General features: G+C 62.8%; 16 protein-coding genes and 1 pseudogene. 14 read left to right on the forward strand and 3 right to left on the reverse strand.

Features of this window, described 5'->3' with window-relative positions:
• The first annotated feature begins 3 nt into the window (after nt 1-3).
• From M0D64_RS38525 to M0D64_RS38555, 7 genes and pseudogenes are all read left to right on the forward strand, one after another.
• Nucleotides 4-1,056: a microcin C ABC transporter permease YejB gene (locus M0D64_RS38525; protein ID WP_097391967.1), complete on the forward strand. Its 1,053-nt coding sequence runs from the start codon at nt 4-6 to the stop codon at nt 1,054-1,056.
• Entirely contained in the window at nt 1,010-2,125 is a 1,116-nt protein-coding gene (locus M0D64_RS38530) for an ABC transporter permease (protein WP_266261513.1), read from the forward strand. The genes M0D64_RS38525 and M0D64_RS38530 overlap by 47 nt, the downstream gene beginning before the upstream one ends.
• Nucleotides 2,122-3,783: an ABC transporter ATP-binding protein gene (locus M0D64_RS38535; RefSeq protein WP_266261514.1), complete on the forward strand. Its 1,662-nt coding sequence runs from the start codon at nt 2,122-2,124 to the stop codon at nt 3,781-3,783. The genes M0D64_RS38530 and M0D64_RS38535 overlap by 4 nt, the downstream gene beginning before the upstream one ends.
• On the forward strand, nt 3,776-5,212 hold the full coding sequence (locus tag M0D64_RS38540; protein WP_266261515.1) for a TldD/PmbA family protein: 1,437 nt from the start codon (nt 3,776-3,778) through the stop codon (nt 5,210-5,212). Before M0D64_RS38535 ends, M0D64_RS38540 begins: the two co-directional genes overlap by 8 nt.
• Nucleotides 5,212-6,573, forward strand: a complete 1,362-nt coding sequence (locus M0D64_RS38545; protein ID WP_266261516.1) for a TldD/PmbA family protein — start codon at nt 5,212-5,214, stop codon at nt 6,571-6,573. Before M0D64_RS38540 ends, M0D64_RS38545 begins: the two co-directional genes overlap by 1 nt.
• Before the next feature lie 67 nt (nt 6,574-6,640).
• Nucleotides 6,641-6,871: pseudogene (locus tag M0D64_RS38550) on the forward strand (GNAT family N-acetyltransferase); the annotation flags it as partial.
• A gap of 13 nt (nt 6,872-6,884) precedes the next feature.
• On the forward strand, nt 6,885-10,085 hold the full coding sequence (locus M0D64_RS38555; RefSeq protein ID WP_266261518.1) for a multidrug efflux RND transporter permease subunit: 3,201 nt from the start codon (nt 6,885-6,887) through the stop codon (nt 10,083-10,085).
• Between the two features lie 133 nt (nt 10,086-10,218).
• Here M0D64_RS38555 and M0D64_RS38560 read toward each other — a convergent pair whose 3' ends face one another.
• The gene (locus M0D64_RS38560; RefSeq protein WP_266261519.1) at nt 10,219-10,593 is read right to left on the reverse strand and encodes a hypothetical protein; all 375 of its coding nucleotides are present in this window, start codon (nt 10,591-10,593) and stop codon (nt 10,219-10,221) included.
• Between the two features lie 766 nt (nt 10,594-11,359).
• On the opposite strand from M0D64_RS38560, the gene M0D64_RS38565 reads away from it, so the two are divergent.
• Nucleotides 11,360-12,355 (forward strand): GlxA family transcriptional regulator, encoded by a 996-nt coding sequence (locus tag M0D64_RS38565; protein WP_154564245.1) that lies wholly within the window; start codon nt 11,360-11,362, stop codon nt 12,353-12,355.
• A gap of 187 nt (nt 12,356-12,542) precedes the next feature.
• On the forward strand, nt 12,543-13,094 hold the full coding sequence (gene rfbC / locus M0D64_RS38570) for a dTDP-4-dehydrorhamnose 3,5-epimerase (RefSeq protein ID WP_154564243.1): 552 nt from the start codon (nt 12,543-12,545) through the stop codon (nt 13,092-13,094).
• A gap of 35 nt (nt 13,095-13,129) precedes the next feature.
• Here rfbC and M0D64_RS38575 read toward each other — a convergent pair whose 3' ends face one another.
• A complete protein-coding gene (locus M0D64_RS38575) occupies nt 13,130-14,026 on the reverse strand; it encodes a DMT family transporter (RefSeq protein WP_266261520.1) in 897 nt (298 codons plus the stop codon).
• Nucleotides 14,027-14,107: 81 nt separating this feature from the next.
• Here M0D64_RS38575 and M0D64_RS38580 point away from each other — a divergent pair, with 81 nt between their 5' ends.
• Complete coding sequence (locus tag M0D64_RS38580) at nt 14,108-15,031, forward strand: LysR substrate-binding domain-containing protein (RefSeq protein WP_266261521.1); 924 nt, start codon at nt 14,108-14,110, stop codon at nt 15,029-15,031.
• Between the two features lie 129 nt (nt 15,032-15,160).
• Nucleotides 15,161-15,790, forward strand: coding sequence for a GNAT family N-acetyltransferase (locus M0D64_RS38585; protein WP_168435861.1), 630 nt, complete (start codon nt 15,161-15,163; stop codon nt 15,788-15,790).
• A 130-nt stretch (nt 15,791-15,920) separates the two neighbouring features.
• On the opposite strand, the gene M0D64_RS38590 is transcribed toward M0D64_RS38585, so the two are convergent.
• Nucleotides 15,921-16,082, reverse strand: a complete 162-nt coding sequence (locus M0D64_RS38590) for a DUF1328 domain-containing protein (protein ID WP_035551387.1) — start codon at nt 16,080-16,082, stop codon at nt 15,921-15,923.
• Nucleotides 16,083-17,051: 969 nt separating this feature from the next.
• Between M0D64_RS38590 and wecB the strand changes: the two genes are divergently transcribed.
• The 3 genes from wecB (at nt 17,052) to M0D64_RS38605 (ending at nt 22,755) form a co-directional block, all read left to right on the forward strand.
• On the forward strand, nt 17,052-18,248 hold the full coding sequence (gene wecB / locus M0D64_RS38595) for a non-hydrolyzing UDP-N-acetylglucosamine 2-epimerase (protein WP_266261522.1): 1,197 nt from the start codon (nt 17,052-17,054) through the stop codon (nt 18,246-18,248).
• Between the two features lie 83 nt (nt 18,249-18,331).
• A complete protein-coding gene (locus M0D64_RS38600; protein WP_266261523.1) occupies nt 18,332-20,536 on the forward strand; it encodes a cellulose biosynthesis cyclic di-GMP-binding regulatory protein BcsB in 2,205 nt (734 codons plus the stop codon).
• The gene (locus tag M0D64_RS38605) at nt 20,533-22,755 is read left to right on the forward strand and encodes a glycosyl transferase family protein (protein ID WP_266261524.1); all 2,223 of its coding nucleotides are present in this window, start codon (nt 20,533-20,535) and stop codon (nt 22,753-22,755) included. The genes M0D64_RS38600 and M0D64_RS38605 overlap by 4 nt, the downstream gene beginning before the upstream one ends.
• Nucleotides 22,756-22,971 lie beyond the last annotated feature (216 nt).

Raw genomic sequence — 22,971 nt, forward strand, 5'->3', positions numbered from 1 at the left:
ACCATGCTCGCCTACATTCTCAGACGATTGCTGTTGATGGTGCCGACGCTGCTCGGCGTGGTCACGCTGACCTTTGTCGTCACGCAGTTCGTGCCGGGTGGGCCGGTCGAACAGGTGATGACGCAACTCCGCCACGGCGCTGGCCGTGGCGGAGAGGCGGGGTCGGGTGGCGGGGGCTATCACGGCAGCCAGGGTGTCGATCCGCAGCAACTCGAACAGATCAAGAAGCAATTCGGCTTCGACAAGCCACCGCTCGAGCGCTATGTCCTGATGCTCAAGCGCTATGCGACCTTCGATCTCGGCCAATCCTACTATCAGCATGACAGCGTGTGGGAGGTCATCAAATCGAAGCTGCCGGTGTCGATCACGCTCGGCTTATGGACCGTGATGCTCACCTATCTGATATCGGTGCCGTTGGGCATTGCGAAAGCGGTGCGCAACGGCTCGCGCTTCGATACCGTGACCAGTGTGCTGGTACTTGCCGGCTATGCGATTCCCGGCTTCGTGCTGGGCGTGCTGCTGCTGATGCTGTTCGGCGGCGGCACCTTCTGGCAGGTGTTTCCGATGCGCGGCCTGACCTCGGATAACTTCAACGACCTCAGTGCGTTCGGCAAGCTACTCGATTATTTGTGGCACATCGTGTTGCCGGTTACCGCTTCGGTGGTGGGCAACTTCGCGATCGTCACGATCCTGACCAAGAACACCTTCCTCGAGGAGATAGGACGTCAATACGTATTGACTGCACGCGCCAAAGGGGCACCGGAGCGCGACGTGCTGTGGAAACACGTGCTGCGCAATGCCGCGATTCCGCTGCTGACTGGTTTGCCGGCGGCTTTCGTCGGCGCCTTCCTGAACGGCAATCTGTTGATCGAAACCCTGTTCTCGCTCGACGGCATGGGCCAACTTTCGTATGACTCGGTGATTCGCCGTGACTATCCGGTCGTGCTCGGCTCGCTGTTTCTGTTCACGCTGATCGCCCTCGTAACCAAACTCATTGCTGACGTCTGCTATGTCCTCGTCGACCCCCGCATCCAATTCAACCGCCTGGACCGCTGATCAGTCCGGCGCGGCGCACGTGGCGTCGCCGTCTCCCCGGCGGCGCACATGGCTGCGTTTCAAGCGGCAGAGGCTCGGTTACTGGAGCCTCGTGATCTTCGTGTCGCTGTTCGTCATCAGCCTGTTCGGCGAGGTGCTGTCCAACGATCGTCCGTTGATCGTCCGCTATGACGGGCACTATTACTTTCCTATCGCCAAAGACTATTCGGAGAAGATTTTCGGCGGCGATTTTCCGGCCCGTGCGAATTACCTCGATCCGTATATCCGTTCGCGGCTCGAATCGAATGGCAACTTCGCGATCTATCCGCCGAATCATTTCCATTACGACACGATCGACTACTTCGCCGCCCATCCGTATCCGGCGCCGCCCACCCGAAGCAACTGGCTCGGCACGGATCAGTACGGACGCGACGTGCTTGCACGGCTGCTGTACGGTTTCCGGCTCTCGGTGCTGATGGCGCTCGCGCTCACGGTGTCCGGCGTTCTTATCGGCGTATTGACCGGCGCGGTGCAGGGTTTCTATGGCGGCCGCACCGATCTGATCGGCCAGCGTCTGATCGAGATATGGAGCTCGATGCCTGACCTGTACCTGCTGATCATCTTCGCGTCGATCTTCGAGCCCACGCTATGGCTGCTCTTTATTCTTCTCTCGATGTTCGGCTGGCTCGTGCTTTCCGACTACGTACGCGCCGAATTCCTGCGTAACCGTTCGCTGGATTATGTGAGGGCGGCACGCACCATGGGTCTCTCGAACTGGCAGATCATGTGGCGCCATGTGTTGCCGAATAGCCTGACGCCCGTGATCACGTTTCTGCCGTTCCGCATGAGCGCGGCGATTCTGTCGCTGACCAGTCTCGACTTCCTGGGGCTGGGCGTGCCGCCGCCCACGCCGAGCCTCGGCGAACTGCTTCAGGAAGGCAAGAACAACCTCGACGCCTGGTGGATTTCGATTTCGGCTTTCGCCGCCCTGGTGATTACGCTGCTGCTGTTGACCTTTATGGGCGACGCGCTGCGCAATGCGCTCGATACGCGCAAACGTGGTTCGGCCTTCGGCGGAGGTCCGCGATGAGCGAAGCCAAACCAAACCGGCCGTTGCTGGAAATCGATCGCTTCTCCGTGCGGTTCGGCGACAAGATCGCGGTGCATGAACTCAGCCTCTCGATCGCGCGTGGTGAGCGCGTCGCCCTTGTTGGCGAATCGGGCTCCGGCAAGAGCGTCACCGCACTGTCGATTCTGCGTCTGGTCGAGCACGCTGATCTGAGCGGCCGCATGCTGCTCGACGGTGAAGATCTGCTGCAGAAAACCGAGCAGCAGATGCGTGGTCTGCGCGGCGCCGACGTGGCGATGGTGTTTCAGGAGCCGATGACGGCGCTTAATCCACTCTTCACGATCGGCAAGCAGATCGCCGAAAGTTTGCGCCTGCACGAAGGTTTGCGGCCGAACGCGGCGCGCCAGCGCGGCATCGAGTTGCTCAGGCGCACCGGCATTCCCGAGCCGGAGCGGCGCATCGACAGTTTTCCGCATCAACTGTCCGGCGGCCAGCGGCAGCGCGCGATGATCGCCATGGCGCTGGCGTGCCGGCCACGTCTGCTGCTTGCCGACGAACCGACCACCGCGCTCGACGTCACCGTGCGTCAGCAGATCGTCGATCTATTGATCGCGTTGCAGGAGCAGGAAGCGGCCGAGCGTGGCATGGCCGTGCTGCTGATCACGCATGACCTGAATCTGGTGAAGCGTTTCGCGCAGCGCGTCGCGGTGATGGAAAAGGGCGTGCTAGTCGAAACCAATACGACTGAAGCGCTGTTCTCCAACCCACAGCATCCCTACACGAAGCGCCTGTTGGACAGCGAGCCGCAACGTGCGGTGGAGCCCGTTGAGCCGGATGCGCGGCGTTTGCTCGAAGTGCAAGGGCTCGCCGTCGACTACAGCACCTCTGCGAAGGGCTGGCGCTCCATGTTCGGGCGCTCTACGTTCCGCGCAGTGCACGACGTCGACCTGAGCGTGCGGCGCGGCGAAACGCTCGGCATCGTCGGCGAATCGGGGTCGGGCAAATCGACGCTGGCGGCGACCGTGCTCGGTCTGCAGCAACCGGCCGCCGGGCATATCCATATCGACGGTTTGCCGCTTTCCACGCTGAAAACGGCGCGTTCCCGCCGGGCGTTGTATTCGCGCATGCAAGTCGTGTTTCAGGACCCGTTCGGCTCGTTGTCGCCACGAATGACGGTGGAGCAGATCATCGGCGAAGGCCTGACCATGCATCAGCCCGACATGGACGCCAAGGCGCGGCGCGCACGTGTGGGTGGCTTGCTGGAAGAGGTGGGCATGCCCGCTGACGCAATGCTGCGCTATCCGCACGAGTTTTCCGGCGGCCAGCGCCAGCGTATAGCGATTGCGCGTGCGCTCGCGGTCGAGCCTGAATTGCTGGTGCTCGATGAACCGACCAGTGCGCTCGATGTATCCATCCAGAAACAGGTGCTGAATCTGCTGACAAATCTGCAGAAAAAGTACAAGCTAAGCTATTTGTTCATTACGCACGATCTGGCGGTGATGCGAGCTATGGCGCATCGTGTGATCGTGATGAAGTCAGGACGCATCGTCGAAGCCGGCGACACACTCGATGTGTTGCACGCGCCGTCGCATCCTTATACCCAGTCGCTGCTCGCGTCGTCGCTGATCGTGTCGCCGGCGGGTGCGGCAAAGACTCCTACGGGAACCGTTAATGATTGACGAACGTTGGGCGCAAGCCGCCGGGTCGCTTACGAGCCGCGCGGCGTTCTGGTCACTGCGCATTGTCGATGAACAGATCGACGATCACGAGATCCGCAACGACATCGCGCAACCTATGCGCACGGTGCGTGATCGCGGCGCGATGCTGATCGCATGGGTGGGCGCGGGCGCAGGCTATGCGGCCACCGCGAATCTGAGTGCCGCCGGCTTGCAGGAAGCGCTGGATCTCGCCACGGCCCGTGCTGAAGCGAGCGCAGCCTTGTCGTTGATCGACCATCGCGAGGTGGTGCGTCCTGCCGTGAGCGGCCACTATGTGTCGCCGAATGCGCAGCTTGCGCTGCCAAGCCGCGCCGAATGGTTGGACCGCCTGAGCGTGGAGTGCGCGGGCGCAAATCTCGATGCACGCATTGTCGAACGCGTCGCGGCCGTGCAGATCACGCATACCGATCAGCTCTACATCACCAGCGACGGTGTGCGGATCGATCAACAGTTCCAGTTCGTGATGCCGCAATTGAGCGTGGCCGCCCACGCGGACGGCGATACGCAGGTGCGTACCCTCGGTGGCAACTACGGCACGTTGGGGCAGGGCGGCATGGAAGTGCTGGCGCGCTTCGGCTTCGACGGCTCGGGTGCGCGTGTCGCCAACGAAGCGCTGCAATTGCTGGCCGCGCCGAATTGCCCGTCAGGCAAGCGCGATTTGCTGCTGATGCCCGATCAGATGATGCTGCAGATTCACGAATCGATCGGCCATCCGCTCGAACTCGATCGCATTCTCGGCGACGAGCGCAACTTTGCCGGCTGGAGCTTCGTCAAGCAAGAAATGTTCGGCTCGTACCGCTACGGTTCGGAATTACTGAACGTGACCTTCGACCCGGAACTGCACGAGGAAGCCGCCGCGTACGCATTCGACGACGACGGCACTGAAGCGAAAAAGCAATATCTGATCCGCGACGGCGTGCTCGAACGTCCGCTCGGCGGCGCGCTTTCGCAGCAACGCGCGCATATGGCGGGCGTGGCGAATTCGCGCGCGTCGAACTGGAACCGCCCGCCGATCGACCGGATGGCGAATCTGAACATCGAGCCCGGCGAGAGTTCTCTGGCGCAAATGATCGGCAACATCGAACACGGCATTCTGATGCGCACCAACACCTCCTGGTCGATCGACGACCATCGCAACAAATTCCAGTTCGGTTGCGAGTTCGGTCAACTGATCGAAAACGGCAAGCTCACCCAGGTCGTCAAACAGCCGAATTATCGCGGCATTTCGGCGAATTTCTGGCGCAGCCTGAACGCGGTGGGGAATGCGGATACGCGCGAGGTGTACGGCACATCCATGTGCGGCAAGGGTGAACCGGCACAGATCATTCGGGTCGGCCATGCCTCGCCGGCTTGCGTGTTCAGCGATATCGACGTGTTTGGAGGCGCCTGATGAGTCAATTCATGTCCTCGCGCGCCGCTACGTCGATCGACTGGCAGCAGCATTTCACGTCGCTGGCCGATGCCATCGAACGCTTGCAGCAAGGCGCGGAAATCACGCTGAGTTCATTTGCCGGCGAACAGTCGGACTTCATCCGCTTCAACTCGGGCAAGGTGCGGCAGATCGGCAGCGTGTCGCAAGGCAAGCTGACCTTGCGTTTGATCGACGGCGCGCGCCAGGCTTATTCGACGCTGACCGTCTGCGGCGATCTGCAACAGGACCTGGACGACGTGAGCGCGGCGCTCGCCACCTTGCGTGAAAGCCTGCGCGGTGCGGCGGACGATCCGCATCTATTGTTCGACACGTCGCAATGGCAGCGCACCACGCAACGTTCGGGCAAGCTGCCGGAGCCGGACAGCTTGTTGCGCACCGTTGCCGAATGCGCGCAAGGGCTGGATTTCGTGGGCTTTTACGCGGGTGGCACGATCGTGCGCGGTTTCGCGTCCACGGGGGGCAGCCGCGGCTGGTACGAAGTCGATAACTTCAATTTTAGCTGGTCGCTATACGACCCGAGCGGTCGCGCGATCAAAACCACATACGCTGGCGACGACTGGAGCGACGCTGTTTTCGCGCACAAGGTCGAGCAGGCCGCAACGCGTCTCCCGGTGCTCGCGCGCACGCCGCGCACCTTGGCGCCGGGGCGTTATCGTTCGTATCTCGCGCCCGCAGCGCTCGCGGAACTGCTTGGCGTGGCGGCATGGAGCGGTTTCTCCGCACGTGCCCAGGCCACGTCGCGCAGTGAGTTGTACAAGCTGCATGTGGGAGAAATCGTAGTCGACCCGCGCGTCACGATCAGCGAAGATCTGAATCTCGGCATTACACCCGGCTTCAACGACGACGGCTATTTGCGCGAGAGCGTCCCGCTGATTCAGGCCGGCCGCAGTGCCGAACGCCTGACCAATGCGCGCAGCGCGCGCGAGTACGGTTTGACGCCCAACGGCGCGCTGGCGAACGAGTCGCCGGCGGCGCTCTCGATGGAAGCGGGCGATCTGCCGGAAGAGGACGTGCTGGCGAAACTCGATACCGGTCTCTACATCGGCAATCTCTGGTACGTGAATTTCTCGGACCGGATGAATTGCCGCCTGACCGGCATGACGCGCTTTGCAACCTTCTGGGTCGAGAACGGGCAGATCGTCGCGCCGCTCGAAGCCATGCGTTTCGACGATAGCCTGTACCGCGTGCTCGGTAGTGAACTTGAACAACTCGGCGCGCAAGCGGAATTGCTATTGAGCGACTCGACATGGGGCGAGCGTGCCACGGGCGGCATGCAATTACCCGGCATTCTGACGAGGTCATTCGAATTGACGTTATGAGCCTATGAATCAAGACATAAGAACAAAATCAAATTCTGAGAGCTTGCCCGAGGGCCTGACGCTGCGCGCGTCGCTCGGCATTGGTGTACACGACGCATGGCACCGGCGCGGCATCGGTAGTGCGCTGATGACCGAACTGATCGATCTGGCCGATAACTGGCCGGCAATCCCGCCGTACCGCAAGTTCGGCTTTGTCGAAGAAGGCCGCTCGCGCGGTTTTGCATTGCGCGACGGCATACTGGCCGACATGCTGCATATGGCCCGCCTCGTTGACGCGCCGCGTCTCCAGACAATCTGAACGGATTTCTTGCGTGCCATTTTTCTTCATCGACCGCCCGGTTTTCGCATGGATTGTTGCGCTCGCCATTGTCGTGGCGGGCGCGCTTGCCATTCCGCAACTGCCGGTAGCGCAGTATCCGCGTCTTGCGCCGCCGCGCATCGTGATCAGCGCCATCTATCCGGGGGCTGCCACTGAAGTGGTCGATGCCAACGTCGGCAGCATCATCGAGGAGAGTCTCGACGGCGCCGACAATATGCTGTACTACGAAACGACCAGCGACAACCTCGGCAATCTCGAGATCGACGCAACCTTCGCGCCGGGCACCAATCCGGATCTCGCGCTGGTCGACATCCAGAACCGTCTCAAGCAGGTCGAGCCGCGCTTGCCGCAACAGGTCGTGCAGCAGGGCATCAGCGTTTTCAAGGCGGCCAATACGTTTCTGATGCTGGTCGCGTTGACATCCACGGATGGCTCGCGCGATTCCGTGCAATTGAGCGACTACCTGAGCCGTTACGTGTTGCGCGAACTGAAGCGCGCGCCGGGCGTGGGCGCGGCAGAGTTGTGGGACGCCGACGAAGCATTGCGCATCTGGCTCGATCCGATGAAGCTGCGCGAGTACGGCCTCGGCGCCGCGGAAGTGAACGCCGCGATCGCTGCGCAGAACGCCACGGTAACGGCCGGCACGCTGGGCGACGCACCGTTCGTTCCGGGGCAGCAATTGACGGCCTCGGTGAGCGTGAAGGGACAACTGATCTCGCCCGCCGAATTCGGCCAGATCGTGCTGAAGGCGCTGCCAGACGGCTCGGCGGTGCGCTTGCGGGACGTCGCGCGGGTCGAACTGGGACGCGACAACTACTCGTTCTACTCCCGCCTGAACGGCAAGACCGCGGCGACTGTCGGTATTCAACTCGGGCCGCGCGGCAATGCGCTCGAGACGTCCAACGCGATCCGCGCGCGACTTGCCGAACTATCGAAAGGCTTGCCGCCGGGCGTTGCCGTCGAAATTCCGTTCGACAACGCGCATTTCGTGAAGATTGCGATTCGCGAGGTGCTCGTCACGCTGGCGGAAGCCGTGGTGCTGGTGTTCTTCGTGATGTGGCTGTTCCTGCGCGATCTGCGCTACACACTGGTGCCGACGGTGGTGATTCCGGTCACGCTGATGGGCGCGTTTCTCGCGATGTACGCCTGCGGCCTGTCGATCAATGTGTTCACGATGTTCGGTCTTGTGCTGGCAATCGGGATTCTCGTCGACGATGCGATCGTGGTGGTGGAGAGCGTGCATCGCGTGATGGAAGAGGAGGGCCTGCCGCCGCGTGAGGCCACCCGTAAGGCGATGACGCAGATCGGCGGCGCGATCGTCGGCGTGACCGCGGTGCTGACCGCCGTGTTCGTGCCGATGGCGTTCTTTCCGGGCGGTGTTGGCGGTATTTACCGTCAATTCGCGGTGTCGATGATCGCGTCGATGCTGGTGTCGTCGTTCATGGCGTTGTCGTTGACGCCCGCGCTATGCGCGAATCTGCTGAAAGCGCACAAGCACCCGGTGAGTCAACGCGATGCCCGTCGTGGCCTGCTCGGCTTCGCGGCGCGAGCGGCGAGCCGCTTCACGACCGCTTTCGACCGGGCCGCGAGCGGCTATCGCGGGCTGACCGCGCGTACGCTGCGCCGTATCGGCCCGATGCTGGCGATCTATGCCGTGCTGGTCGGCGTGTGCGCCGCGCTCTATTGGCAGATGCCAGGTGGTTTTTTGCCGAGCGAAGATGAAGGCCAACTGCAGGTCATGGTGCAATTGCCGGCCGGTGCGACGCAGGCGCGTACGCTCGCGGTGGTCCAGCGAATGGAAACGATCCTGCGCGCCGAACCCGCCGTCGCGCACGTCACCAGTGTGATCGGCTGGAGTTTTACCGGTAGCGGTCAGAACGTGGCGATGGGCTTCGTCGAATTGAAAGACTGGGGCAAGCGCAATACCGATGCGATGGCCTTGCGCGAGCGGCTCAACGAGAAGTTCGACAAGATTCTCGACGGCAATGTGGAGGCGCACTTGCCGCCTTCCGTGCCGGGACTCGGGCATTCGGACGGCTTCGTGTTCCGGCTTGAAGATCGCGGCGGAGTCGGGCTGGATGTGCTGAAGGCAGCGCGCGAGCAACTGTTCGCGCAGGCCAAGGCGAGCCCGGTGCTGGCTTCCGTGCATTCGGAGAATCTGCCGGATGCGCCGCGCGTCGAACTCGTCATCGATCGTGCGAAAGCGTATGCGCTCGGCGTGCCGTTCGACCGCATCACCGATGTGCTGGGCAGCACCTTCGGCTCGACCTATATTGACGACTTTCCTGCCGGTGGCCGGATGCGCCGCGTGATGATTTCCGCCGACGCCGCCACGCGGATGACCGAGGACGATCTGATGGCGCTCGCCGTGCCGAACTCGTCCGGCGGCATGGTGCCCTTATCCGCGATTGCGTCACGTCATTGGAGCATCGGTCCGGTGATGCTGACGCGCTATAACGGCTATCCGTCGCTCGACGTGAGCGGCCACGCTGCGCCCGGCTACAGTTCGGGCGCGGCAATGGCGGAGATGGAGCGGCTCGCTGCTTCGCTGCCGGTCGGGGTCTCGTATGACTGGGTCGACGCGGCGCGTGAAGAAACCGCGGCGGCACAGCTCACGCCGTTGCTGATCGGCCTGTCGCTGCTGGCCGTGTTCATGGCGCTCGCTGCCTTGTACGAAAGCTGGGCGATCCCGCTTGCCGTGCTGATGGTCGTGCCGCTCGGCGTGATCGGCGCAATCGCTGCGATGCTGCTGCGGGGCATGCCAAACGACGTGTACTTCAAGGTTGGCATGATTACGGTGATCGGCCTCGCGGCGAAGAACGCGATTCTGATCGTGCAGTTCGCACGCGATCTGTATCGCCGCGGCCTGCCGTTGACGCGCGCCGTGACCGAAGCGGCCGCCGCGCGCTTCCGGCCGATCGTGATGACTTCGGCAGCATTCCTGTTGGGCGTCGTGCCGCTGGTGGTGTCGAGCGGTGCGGGCGCGGAAAGCCGTCGCTCGATCGGCACCGGTGTGTTCGGCGGGGTGCTGGCGGCCACGCTGTTTGGCCTCGTGTTCGCCCCGGTCGCGTTTCATGCGGTCGCCTCGCTAACGTACAGTAGGCGGCGGCTCGTGGAACTGCGTCGCAAGCGTGACGAGCGGCGCGCACGGCGGCAGCCGAGCGAAAGCGGCCAGTTGACGAACGGCCGATAGGGCTACGCTGCTCACGCCGCGCGTGGGTACCACCGTCGTCAGTGTCGGGCACGGCCTTCAGCCGGCCGGCTGATTCACTGCTTGCGCGGGCGCTGTACTGCCCAGCGTTCGCGAATCGGCTGATTCAGCCGATTCAGTTGAGCATGCCGTGTACTTCGAGCGAGGCTTCCAGTTGCTGTGTCAACGCGTGATGCAGCCTCGCGAGGCTCTCGGTGGGGAGCGCGAAGCCGGCCCAGCCCAGACCGGAATGCCGCAGGAACAGTACGGCGCCGTCGTCCAGCGGATGCTTTTCGGTGTGCCAGCACGGATCGATTTCAATCACGTACTGATGTGTGCGCAGCGGTTCCTTCGGCACTTCCGGGCGCATCGTGGCGCGCATTGCGCTGAGGTGCTCGATCACGGCATCCAGATCGGCCGCTTCGAGCAGTACCGCACGGTCCTCGATGGCGATGCGAACCGCGTTGTGTCCGTATTCGTTGACTCTCTCGATGCTCATGGGGCGCGACATATCTCTTGCTCCTTGCTGCTCTTACGGTACGCAAATTATGGCGCCGCCTCTCTTAACCAAGTCTTAAAGAGCATGATCAAGGGATGAAACTTTGTTTAAGGAAACCGCCTGGCACGATTTGCGCTGCAGCATGGAATCGTCTGATGTTCTCCCGGGATGCAGGCCGATGACAAGCGCATTTGGTCATACGTATAAGAAGCCGGATGTTTCAATATAGAAACATTTTTAATCGAATGAGAATGCAGGGTCGAAATGCTTAATCTTGAATGTTTCAATAAATGTGCGGTTTGCCACATTGGCACTGTCGATAAATTCCCGATTTGCGAATAAAGCCTGATTGAATGTTCATTATTTGCGAGGTTTCGAGTTCACGTTTGAAACATTTTTCGTATGTGATTTCGGTGAATCGCCGTCGCGAATTCGACGCTTCACGATGAGTTGCCGCAACGGCGCTGTAGGCTTGAGTGCGGCTCTGTGCAAGGTGTTGCGGTCTTCGGGCGGTCGCCAGGCCGCTATGGCCTGTCGCTATGCCGGCTCATGTGCCGAAAGTCATATGAAACACATAATAATGGTTTTCGTCATACATTGAATTTCTCGATGCGGATTTGTTTTTCAAATTTACTATGGCGCGGCATTCGGCTAACATCACGCATAATCCGTTAAGCGGCGTTGCCGGTGGTTTTCATCCGCCGTAATTCAATTCGTCCATATCGTCCGGCAGACGGGGCAGCGGGGTCCACAATGTACGACAGCTTGGGGAAAGATCATGCCGCACTTGCATCTGGATACTGCGAGGATTACCTGGTTACATACGCCGACGCTAAACGTGCGTAGTGCAGCGCGGCGAATCGGCGTGTTGCTGTTCGACGGCTTCTGGCTGCTCGGGCCTGGCACAGTGGTCGAGATGTTCCAGACCGCCAACGAACTCTCGGGCTCGCGGGCTGGCGAAGAGCCGCCTTACGAAGTGCAGTTTCTGTCGATGGACGGAGGCAGCGTTGCGAGTTCTTCGTCGGCGCGGATCTGGACTGACCGCATCGACACACGTTATGGCAGCGGTTTCGACGTGCTCTTCATCGCCGGCGGCTACGGCGCACATGAGGCCGCACTCGACGAACGCTTGCTGGGCTGGTTGCGATCGGTGCAAACGCGAACCCGTGCGATCGAGACGATCGGCGAGGGCCGTCTCGTTCTGGAAGCAGCGGGTCCCGCGGAGCATGACGGTCTGCAGGTGAATCGCTATCTGGGCAGCGCCACGGCCGATGCCGTGCGCAGCGCCGCCAACGATCGTAACGACTGCGCGCGCAGCGCGCTGATGTTCATCAAGCGCGATCTTGGTGCGGAACTCGCGCGCAGCGTCGCCGATCGGGTGATGCCGGGCATGGCCGCCACCTGGGTGCCGCTGCAGGCTGAAGGCGGCACACTCAGCGTCGCCGAGAAAATCCGTGCCGCCGCGCGCTGGATGGAGGCGAATTGCGATCGTCCGGTGTCGGTTGCCGACGCAGCGCAAGTGGCGGCGATGAGCGAGCGCAATTTTCTGCGCCGCTTCAAGCATGAAATGCAGGTCACGCCTTCTGACTATCTGCTCCAGGTGAGGCTGCGTATTGCCTGCAACTTCCTGACCGAAACAGAATTACCGGTCGATAAGATCGCGCGCCGCAGCGGCACCGGCAACGGCGACCGCCTCGCGAAGATATTCCGCAAGCGTATGGCGCTGTCGCCCACCGAATATCGCGCGCGCAGCCGGGTGGCGACCGAGGCGTAAGCTTGAGCAGGCGCCGTGCAGACGGTGCAACTCAGGGTGCGACTCAGGGTGCGACTCAGGGTGCGACTCAGGGTGCGACTCAGAGCGGATGGGTGCGTGTGCAGCGGGGTGTGCAACGGCGTATGCACCGGTGCGCGCGTCGGCGGTCGCGTTTTCTCCTGGCGGGCTTCTTACGAGCACAGTGGCCATGGGCAACAAGGTAATGGCGACAGCATTGCCGGAGGTGAAACTCATCGAGCCCGAGGTGTTTTGCGACGAATTTGGCTTCTGCTTCGAGAGCTTCAGCGCGGATGAGTTTACCGACGACGTCTCGCAAGGTTTCAATTTCGTGCAAGACCGTCATTTACGGGCAGTGCGTGGCGTGTTGCGCGGCTTGCACTATCAGGTGCATCGGCCGCAAGGTCGGCTCGTGCGCGTGGTGGTGGGGGAGGTGTTCGACGTCGCCGTGGACGTGCGGCTCAATTCGCCGACCTTCGGCAAGTGGAGCGGCGAACACCTGAGCGCGGTCAATCATCGGCAGATGTGGGTGCCGCCGGGCTTCGCACACGGTTTCGTCGTGCTGTCCGATGTCGCCGAATGCCTGTGGAAGACCACTGAATACTGGTTCCCGGAACTCGAGCGCTGCATCTTGTGGAGCGATCCCGACATCGGCATCGAGTGGCCGATCGAAATCGAGCCGGTCCTCGGCGCGAAGGACGCAGCGGGCCGGCGTCTTTACGAAGCGGAAAATATCGCCTGAGCGCTGCGCAAGCACACGCAGCGGTTCAACGCTGTTCAGCGTGTCGCCACCACGGCGCCCACGCTCGCCGCAACCACCAGCAGCGTGCCTGCGATCTGCAAGACGCCCATCGGCTGATGCAGCACCACGAAGCCAGCCAGCGCGCCGATCGCGGGCTCGACACTCATCAGGATTCCAAATGATGAGGCCGGCATGTGCCGCAACGCCACCATTTCCAGCGCATAAGGTAACAGCGGGACCAGCAACGCGAGGCCCGCTGTTGCGGCGATCTGTCCCGCGGCAATGTGTATGCCGCTTTGCGCAAAGCCAAACGGAGTGGCGACCAGTGCCGCTGCGATCAGCGACACCGACAATCCTTCGAGGCCGGCGAACACCGTGCCGATCTTTTTCATCAACACGATATAGCTGCCCCAGCCGAGTGCGGCCCCGAACGCGAGCAGCACGCCGAGCGGTTCGCCGATCCAGCCGGCGCGATCACGCGAGAGCAGCAGCACGCCGGTAATCGCCAGTGCCGGCCACAGTAGTGCTCGCGCGCGGCGCACCGCGAAAGTCGCTACGGCGAGCGGTCCAAGAAAATCGATCGCGACGGCGAGCCCCAATGGAATCCGCTGAAGCGCCGCGAAAAAGCACAACGTCATGCCGGCCATCGCGGCCCCCAGCGCACCGGCCGCGAGCCAATGCGAGCGCGAGTAGGTGAAGAAACGCGGGCGCACCAGCAACGCAAGCACGACGGCCGCCCAGCAAAGACGCAACCAGGTGGTGCTGAGCGAGCCGTACTCGGCCATTGTCGGCGCGGAGAGCGCGGCGCCGAACTGCACGCTCGACATCGACAGCACGCACAGGAGCGCTGCGCCGGCTGCGGCACTGACGGGCTTCACTGGAGCTGGCGTTGGCACAGGATTCAGCGCCGGTTTGATGGTGGTGTCCTGCATCTTGGCCTCGTGACCGCTTTTCGGATGGGGTGGAAGCTATCTTATCGGTGCAGGCGGTATTAAGATAAGTTGATATTTCTTATGACCACTTCAATAAACGTGATGACCCGAGATCTCGACAGCAGTCTCCTGCGCGCGTTCGTCACCGTGGCGGAAACCGGCGCGGTGGGCGTGGCGGCGGCCCGCCTTGCGCGTACTCAGGCGGCGGTAAGCATGCAATTGCGCCGGCTCGAGGAAGAGTTGGGGCAGCGTTTGCTCGACCGCTCGCCGCGTGGCGTGCAACTCACGGAAGCGGGACATCTGCTGCTGCCGTTCGCGCACGCGATCCTCGGCGCGGGCGCCGATGCGCGGCGGGCGTTGAGCGCCGGGCAGGTGTCCGGCACGGTGCGGCTCGGCATGCTGGAAGACATCGCGGTCGGTCGCTTGCCGCGTGCGCTGCGGCGTTTTTCGATCGCTTATCCGCAGGTGGCGCTGGAGATCGTCGTCGATACCAGTTCCGCGTTGTCGAACCGGCTTGCGGACGGCGGCCTCGACGTGGTGGTGGGGGACCCCGCGCTGGTCGACTCGGTGCCGCTGCTGACGTGGACGCAGCCGCTCTTCTGGGTCGGCGCACGCGGGTTTAGCCGCGACGATGGTGCCGTGCTGCCGGTGGTTGCGTTCGGCGGCGCGTGTCTGTGGCAGCAACAGGTGTTGACGGCGCTGCGGCGCGCGGGGATTGCGTGGCGCATTGTGTGCACCAGCACCAGTTTGCCGGCAGTGCAGTCGGCCGTGGAAGCGGGGCTCGGCGTGTCGGTGCTGCTAGACGGCAATATCCGCTCGGAGTCGATGCGCGTGCTCGGTCAGGCCGATGGATTGCCCGATGCGCCGACCGCCGATTTCGGACTCTTCATGCGCCCGGTCTCCGGTGCGCAGGCGGCCGCCGTGCAGACATTGCAGACGTTCCTCTGCGAGGAATTGCATCTTGGTTTGCGGGAGAGCGAGCCGCTTGTGGTGCCGGCGGCGTAATGCGTGGGCAAGCTGTGCCAGCAACATGCTGGCACGCACATCCCATGTGAGTTTTTACGACATTTTTTCTTGAGACGCCTACGCGCGAAATCTACACTTCGTGCATCTTGATAGCGCGAGGTGCTCAACGTGAAGCGACGTGCAACGACGCAGCAATCTGTCCGTATCGATTACGTGTGTCACGGCGTGGGCCGTGTCGAACTGCGCCGCTTCGATCCGTCGCGCGATTCGTATGTCGCGTTGACCGCGCTGCTGCATCGCGCTTTCACACGGCTCGGTGCGATGGGGCTGAATTGCACCTGTGTGGATCAAACGGTGGAGACGACACGTTCACGCGCGACGCGCGGCGATTGCTACGTGGCGGTCTGCGAAGGACGCATTGTCGGCACGATGACGCTATATGCACCGGACCGCGAGTCGTCGTGCGAACTCTACCGGCGTGACGATATTGCCAGCTTGCGTCAGTTCGGCGTGGAGCCGGTGTGGCAGGCGCGTGGCATCGGTACGCTGTTGATCGCTTTCGCCGACCACTGGGCCGCGACGCGCGGCTATGCGGAGCTCGCGCTCGATACGCCGCAGCCGGCTGCACACCTGATTGCGTTTTACAGAGGGCAGGGGTTTCGCATTGTCGATTTCGTGCGCTTTGACGGCAAGCACTACGACAGCGCGATCTTGAGCAAACCACCGGTGGCGACGCGCACGCTCGCGAACTGGTCGCATAGGTTGACTGTGCCGACGAGGATCGCGCGCGCGGCGTGAGGTGGGTGGGCTGGCGATAAAACCCCCGATGCGGGCAGCAACTATTGCAATACCGTGTGGCAAGTATTGCAACCCGCTGCTGATCCTCGCACCGGTGCGGGTGTTTCTTCCTACCTGTTCGATGCGGAGGTCAGCGTCGCATCACGCCCATCAGCAAGGTGACGAGGAAGATCACCACGAAGATAAAGAACAGGACCTTGGCGATTTCCGTTGCGCCTGCGGCAATGCCGCCGAAGCCGAATACCGCGGCGATGATCGCGATGATGAAGAAGATTACTGCGTATCGAAGCATGGGGCCTCCCACCGATGGATTGCTGGATCGAAGTTGAAAACGGCTACTCGTTGTGGGCACTGCGTGCTTTGACGGGTTGTTGCCGGCGAGCGATATGGAGCAATACGTGTGCCCAGCAGCGGGACGAACAGGGCGCTTCTGATCCGTGAGCTGAAACGCAATCAACTGATGATCTTCGAACGCGTGCCGGAAACGTGCCTGGTCGTGTTGCCGCCGCCTCATATAATTCGGAACCCTTATGAAGCGATTGATCGATGCCGATTCGCTCGGCTCGTGATTGGCTTGATCTGGCGCGTTCAACAACCAAACCCATCCCGCTACCGGCGTTACTGTCGCGTTGCCGCAACAACACGGCATCCGCGTATTTGCGGAGTCGCAGATCGCCGAACTGGCAGCGGGAATCGAACGCGAATCCAGCAAGTGAGACGCACGGTCAATTTGAACGAGTCGTTCATGATATTGCCCGCACCACGTCGAATCCGCCGATAACGTTTGCGCAGCCTTAATCAGCGGGCAATTCCACTTGAGCGAATGAGGCGGAGTAAATGTTAATTCTGATTTAACATTTACGGATTTTGAAAATGATTAGCCTGAATTTAACGCTTTCATAAACATTCGGAAAACGTTTGCGCTGGCTTAATCACCCGGCTTCGTCGGCAAAAAATCCCGTTTCCCGGCTGCGAGGCGCCGCCGCGGACGTGCCACATAGGCAAAATCCATTGTGAGATAGGCGGAAATACGCGCTAGAATGCGCATCGATTCACCATCAATGGCCGCTCGTTCAAACGACGCTCAAGTGAATCCAGTCGGCAGTTATTACATCCGATCGATTCGTTCCCGGCGTATATGGGAACTGCCGCTAATTATCGGCGACGGGCAAGTCGGATCGGTAAATATCGGGGCGCGATATTAACGCGTGCTCCGCATTGCCTGCCGCCAATAAAACATTCAAATAAAGATCGAGGGCATATGCCAACGAGGATTCTGTCGATTTTCGGCACGCGGCCGGAAGCCATCAAAATGGCGCCGCTGGTCAAACAACTGGAAGCTGACGCCGGCATCGAGTCGGTGGTCTGCGTCACAGGCCAGCATCAGCAGATGCTCGATCAGGTACTCGATCTGTTCCAGATCAAGCCGCATCACAATCTCGCCCTGATGACCGGCAACCAGACGCTCAACGGTCTGGCGTCGCGCCTTATTGCTTCGCTCGACGACGTGCTCGCAACCGTTCAGCCGGATCGCGTGCTGGTGCACGGCGATACGACCACCGCGTCCACGGCGGCGCTGGCCTCGTTTCATCGGCGGATTCCGATCGGTCACGTCGAAGCGGGGCTGCGTACCGGCAACCTGATGCAGCCGTGGCCGGAAGAAATGAACCGCCGCGTGGTCGATGTAATGAGCGATCTGATGTTCGCGCCCACTCTGAGCTCGAAAGCGAACCTCGCGCACGAAGCGCTGCACGGCAAGATCATCGTGACCGGCAATACGGTGATCGACGCACTGAACCTCACCACCGCGCGCATCGACAACGACGCGGCATTGCGCGCCGAGCTCGACGCGCGCTTGCCGTTCCTCGACGGCGCGCTGCCGGTGTTGCTCGTCACGGGCCATCGCCGCGAGAGCTTCGGTGCGGGCTTCGCGAATATCTGCGCGGCACTCGCGGATCTGGCGAGGACCAACAGGGTCCAGATCGTCTATCCGGTGCATTTGAATCCGAATGTGCGCGGCCCGGTGCAGGAAACCCTCGGCACGGCGCGCAACGTGCATCTGATCGATCCGCTGGACTACCTGGGTTTTGTGCGTCTGATGCAACGCGCCTCGATCATTCTCACCGACTCCGGCGGTGTGCAGGAAGAAGCCCCCGCGCTCGGCAAACCGGTGCTGGTGATGCGCGACGTGACCGAGCGTCCGGAAGCGGTGGCGGCCGGCACGGTGCGCCTCGTCGGCACGGAGCGCGAAGCGATCGTACGCGCGGTGACGGGCTTACTCGACGACGCGGGCGAGCGCGACGATTTCGCGCATCGCGTCAACCCATACGGCGACGGCCATGCGTCGCAACGGATCGTTTCGGCGTTGACCGGGCGCCCGTTCGACGAATTCGTGAGTGGCGGCATCGGTGGGACGGGGCAGGTTCCGAATGTGCAGCGCGCGGAAGCCGTGCAATAGCGCCGCGCGGGCCGCAGTTCCAGACAATCCATGCAGTGCGAATCAGCTTCACTGTTTGCGCGCTAATTAAGAGAAAAGACAACGTGACCTCCCATACGCCAATGCGCCGCCTCGCGCGTCCTCGCCTGAACGCCCTTGCCGTGCTGCTGTTGCTCGCCTCGACGGCCCATGCTCAACAGCCGGCCGATGTCGCCGGCAGCCTCGCGCAACTCGGCAGCGGCCGTCTCGCGACGCGCACGGTGTCGCTGGCCGAACTGGGAATGCGCGATCCGGTCGTGTTGCGCGCGCCGGACGGCCGTCAGGAACTGTATCTGCCGGTGCCGGCCGGCGTGCCCTTGAGCGACGCGGCCTTGCAGATCGACGGCAGCTATCTGCGCGGCAACGGCGGCCGCACGACCATGCTGGTGTCGCTCGACGGCGCACCGGTGCTTTCGCGCAGCCCAACACAGGACCAGGGCGATGCGTCGGCGAGTCTTGGTGTGGATGGCGCGGCACGGCCGGGAGGTTTCGTGCGCGTGGGCCTCGACTGGTCGTCGGTGCTCAGCGATAACATCTGTACCGATCAGACCGCGATCGGCAACGTCTGGCGTATCGCGCCGACTTCGCGCCTGACCTATCGCTACGATCCGGATGCGGTCGTCGATCTGCGCAGCGCGTGGAGCGCCTTGCCGCAAAAGCCGGTAGTGATGCTCGGCGCGAGCACGCTCGCGGCACCGGCGTTCGATGCAGGCTGGCGCGTCGAAGCGCTGCTGCAACGCGAAGGCCGCACGCCGGCAACGCGGACGTGGCCGGCGGTGGGCGACACGGTCGATCTGAGCGACATCGAGGTGCCGGCGCCGCTGCGCGCGGTTCCGGCTTTTGCGGCGTTGGCCGCGGGCGGTTCGCACAAGCTGGCGAACCCGGCGGAAGCGGGCGCCTTGATTGCGCTGACGCCGCGCTCGGCGTTCGCGCCGGACGTGATCGTCGCCGACGACACGGTGCGCAACATGCTGAAGACTTTCCTCGATGCCTTGCGCGAACAGGTCGTCGGCACCGCGCCGGGCGCAAGCGAGGCATTCGATGCATGGCGCACCCGTGCGATCGATCCGATCGCGAGGTCGCTCGCCTCGGGCGAAGTACGCCTTGCTCACCTCGGTGGCCAGACCGCGATCGTGATCGGCGATAACGACGGCGTGGCGGTCCTCGCGCGCTCGTGGCGTCCGATCGACGTGACGAGCCGTCTCGTGGTCCATCAGATCGACACCGCACCGAACACGCGCGGCGACGAAATCGCACTGTCGCTGCTGGGCGGCCAGCCGCGCACGCTCGACGTGCAGGGCCGCGCCACCTGGGACGCGAGTTTCGATCTGGGCGCGGCATCGGGCAACGGCAAGTTACCGGGCACCGTGGTGCTCGACGTGGCCGCATCGCCGACGCCGAACAACACCGCGCAAACCGCCTCGATCTATTTCAACGACGTGCTGATCGGCTCGCAACTGCTGACCGCCAACGGCAAACCGCAGCGCATCGCCGCGCGCGTGCCGCATTACGCGCTCGCCCCGAACAACCTGCTGCGCGTGGTGTTTCAGCGTCAACCGGAAGGCGGCTGTCAGGCGCGCGGCCAGGGTCATCCGATCGCCGTGCTGCCGAGCAGCCATCTGACGCTCGCCGATGCGAAAGTCGGCGATGACTTCACCGGCATGGTGGCGCGGTTCGCGTCGGAAGCGAATGTGATTGTGCCGGCCTCGTATCTGAACGACGCCACGCAAGTGCTGCCGCGCGTTGCGCGACTGGCGAACGCGAGCGGCATCGCACCGACCCGTGCGACTTTCAGCGTCGCGCGCGACGGCGAAGCGGCGAGCCCGAAGGGCGCCTTCCTCGCGGCCGACGTCACGCTCGCCGATGAGAAGAGCCTCGCCCATCTGTCGAAAGACCGTCTGTCGCTCACCGATGCATCCGGCAAGATGCTGGCGGATATTTCGGGTTTGAACCGCGTCGGCGTGATCGAAGCGGTCAAGTCGGGCAGCGTATCGGGCATCGTGTATCGCACGGTGGGCGACACGGCGGCGATTCTGCCGGCGTCGCTGCAACTGTCGCGTGGCGACGTCGCGATCGTCGACGGCAGCGGCACGTTACGCCAGTTCGATACGCGTCATCCGGGCGAAGTGGTCGATGCAGAAGACGTGCAAGGCCCGTGGTTCATGCAGAGCTGGGTACGCTGGGGCATCCCGGCCGGCCTCGTCGGCTTGCTGATCGTGTTGCTGCTGGTGGCCAGCGTGGCGCGCCGCAGGAATCAGGACAAGTCGTGAGCTTCGCGCTAATCAAATGGTATGCGGGCTACGCGGTAGCCCACTATTACCATGGGCTCGAATACGGCGCGGCGCTGGTGGCGTTCATCATCCTGCTGTCCAGCCTCGACGATCTGTTCATCGACCTCTGGTACTGGACCCGCACGCTCTATCGCCGCTTCACGGTGCAGCGCGCCTACAAGCCGCTCACCAGCGCGCAGTTGTATCAGCGCGACGAGCAGCCGATCGCGATCATGGTGCCCGCGTGGCACGAGTACGACGTGGTCGCGGCGATGATCGAAGACATGGTGCGGGTGATGGACTACCGCAACTATGTGGTGTTCGTCGGCACCTATCAGAACGACCCGCAGACTATCGCCGAAGTCGAGCGGATGCGCCGCCGCTATAAGCAGTTGCGACGCGTGGAAGTGCCGCACGACGGTCCGACCTGCAAGGCCGACTGTCTGAACTGGGTGATCCAGGCGATCTTCAGGTATGAGGCCGAAACGGGCGTCGAATTCGCCGGCGTGGTGCTGCACGACAGCGAGGATGTGCTGCATCCGGTCGAGTTGCGCTTTTTCAATTACCTGCTGCCGCGCAAGGACATGATCCAGTTGCCGGTAGCCTCGCTCGAGCGCAACTGGTTCGAACTCGTGGCCGGCACCTATATGGACGAGTTCGCCGAATGGCACGCGAAGGATCTGGTGGTGCGCGAGAGTCTGGTCGGCTCGGTGCCTTCGGCGGGCGTCGGCACGTGTTTCTCGCGGCGCGCGCTACTCGCGCTGAACGCCGAAACCGACAACCAGCCGTTTAACACCGAGAGCCTCACCGAGGACTACGACGTCGGCGCGCGCCTCGGCAAGATGGGCATGCAGTCGATCTTCGCGCGCTTTGCGGTGCAATTCGCCACACGCCGCAAGGCGTGGTTCGGCCTTGGCCGCGAGCGCGACATTACCGTGACGATGCCGCTCTGCGTGCGCGAATTCTTCCCCGATACGTTCCGCACCGCTTACCGGCAGCGCGCGCGCTGGACGCTCGGCATCGGCTTGCAAGGGTGGAAGCAGACCGGCTGGAGCGGCTCGCTCGCCAATCGCTATCTGCTGTTCCGTGACCGCAAAGGCATCGTTACCGCGTTCGTCGGCATCATCGCGTATGCGCTGGTGATCCAGTTTCTGCTCTTCGCCGGCGCCGATCTGCTCGGCTGGATGCCGGAGCTGATCGCTTCGCCGTTCGCCGATTCGCCGTGGCTGCAAGCGCTGCTGTGGGCCAACGGTTGCGCGTTGCTGTTGCGCGTGGTGCAGCGGATCTATTTCGTGACCCGTCTGTACGGCTGGGAGCATGGGGTGCTGTCCGTGCCGCGCATGGTGGTGGGCAACTTCATCAACTTCATGGCTGTCTCGCGTGCGTGGAAGATGTTCCTCACGCATCTCGTGACCGGCAAGCGGCTGGCATGGGACAAGACCATGCATGACTTTCCATCGGCCGACGGCTTTAACAATCGCCGTCAGCGTCTTGGGGAATTGCTGCTGTCGTGGCAGGCCATCGATCCGGACAAACTCGAACAGGCGCTCGGCGAAAGCCATGCGCGTGAAGCGCCGCTCGGTCGCGTGCTGATGGCCAAGGGCTGGCTCGACGAGGAAACCCTCGCGGAAGCCATTGCCTTCCAGTCTGATTTGCCGCGTGGCCGCGTGGCGCTCGAACGCATCAAGGACGATGCGAAGCGCTTGCCGCTCGAAGCGATCGTGCGCCACCGCGTGTTGCCGCAGGCCGACGCCGCGGGCGGCCGCACGATTCTGCTGAGCGCGAGTCCGCTCGCCGAACCGGTGTTCGCGGAACTGAGCGCGCTGGTGGGGGGGCAGGTCGTGCAGGAGATCGTTCGTGAGGGCGAGATCGCCGCGGGGCTGCGCGTGTTGCGCGGCGTCGAGATCGCGGCGCCGGCGGGCGAGAGCGGGCAGGCGGGTACGGCGGGTGGGGTGGAAGGTGCTTCAGCGGGCGCATCGCCGGCCGGCGGCGCCGAGCCTGTGCCGGCACGCAGCGTACCGCTGATCGGCGATCTGCTGATCGAGCATGGTCACGTCCGCCGTGAGGCTTTCGAAGCGGCGATGCAGGACTACCGCCCGGATCGCCATGGCCGCATCGGCGACTACATGGTGGCGCGCGGTGTGATCTCGCGTGCCGCACTCGAAAACGTAATCCAGCAACAGCGCCGCCTTCAGGGCGCTCTGGCGGCATCCGAATGAGCGATTCTTTTTTCACCCGGCGTGTGTGGATGGGGCGCGCTTCTTTGGTGGCTTCGGCTTCTGGCTCAACGGCGGCGTCCGCTTTCGCGTGCGCTGTAACTAGGGTTTCAGCGACGGCTTCGACTACGGCTTCGACTGCGACTCCAACTGCGGCTCCAACTGCGACTCCGATTGCGGCGTCCGCATTCACGTTGCGTGGCGTCACCGCTGCAATGG

It is taken from the genome of Paraburkholderia sp. WS6 (genome assembly GCF_030464835.1).
GTDB classification, from domain to species: domain Bacteria; phylum Pseudomonadota; class Gammaproteobacteria; order Burkholderiales; family Burkholderiaceae; genus Paraburkholderia; species Paraburkholderia madseniana.

Coding starts and splice junctions, on each gene's coding strand:
- M0D64_RS38525 (WP_097391967.1), top strand. CDS start 4: ATGCTCGCCTACATTCTCAGACGATTGCTGTTGATGGTGCCGACGCTG.
- M0D64_RS38530 (WP_266261513.1), top strand. CDS start 1,010: ATGTCCTCGTCGACCCCCGCATCCAATTCAACCGCCTGGACCGCTGAT.
- M0D64_RS38535 (WP_266261514.1), top strand. CDS start 2,122: ATGAGCGAAGCCAAACCAAACCGGCCGTTGCTGGAAATCGATCGCTTC.
- M0D64_RS38540 (WP_266261515.1), top strand. CDS start 3,776: ATGATTGACGAACGTTGGGCGCAAGCCGCCGGGTCGCTTACGAGCCGC.
- M0D64_RS38545 (WP_266261516.1), top strand. CDS start 5,212: ATGAGTCAATTCATGTCCTCGCGCGCCGCTACGTCGATCGACTGGCAG.
- M0D64_RS38560 (WP_266261519.1), bottom strand. CDS start 10,593: ATGTCGCGCCCCATGAGCATCGAGAGAGTCAACGAATACGGACACAAC.
- M0D64_RS38565 (WP_154564245.1), top strand. CDS start 11,360: ATGCCGCACTTGCATCTGGATACTGCGAGGATTACCTGGTTACATACG.
- rfbC (WP_154564243.1), top strand. CDS start 12,543: ATGGGCAACAAGGTAATGGCGACAGCATTGCCGGAGGTGAAACTCATC.
- M0D64_RS38575 (WP_266261520.1), bottom strand. CDS start 14,026: ATGCAGGACACCACCATCAAACCGGCGCTGAATCCTGTGCCAACGCCA.
- M0D64_RS38580 (WP_266261521.1), top strand. CDS start 14,108: ATGACCACTTCAATAAACGTGATGACCCGAGATCTCGACAGCAGTCTC.
- M0D64_RS38590 (WP_035551387.1), bottom strand. CDS start 16,082: ATGCTTCGATACGCAGTAATCTTCTTCATCATCGCGATCATCGCCGCG.
- wecB (WP_266261522.1), top strand. CDS start 17,052: ATGCCAACGAGGATTCTGTCGATTTTCGGCACGCGGCCGGAAGCCATC.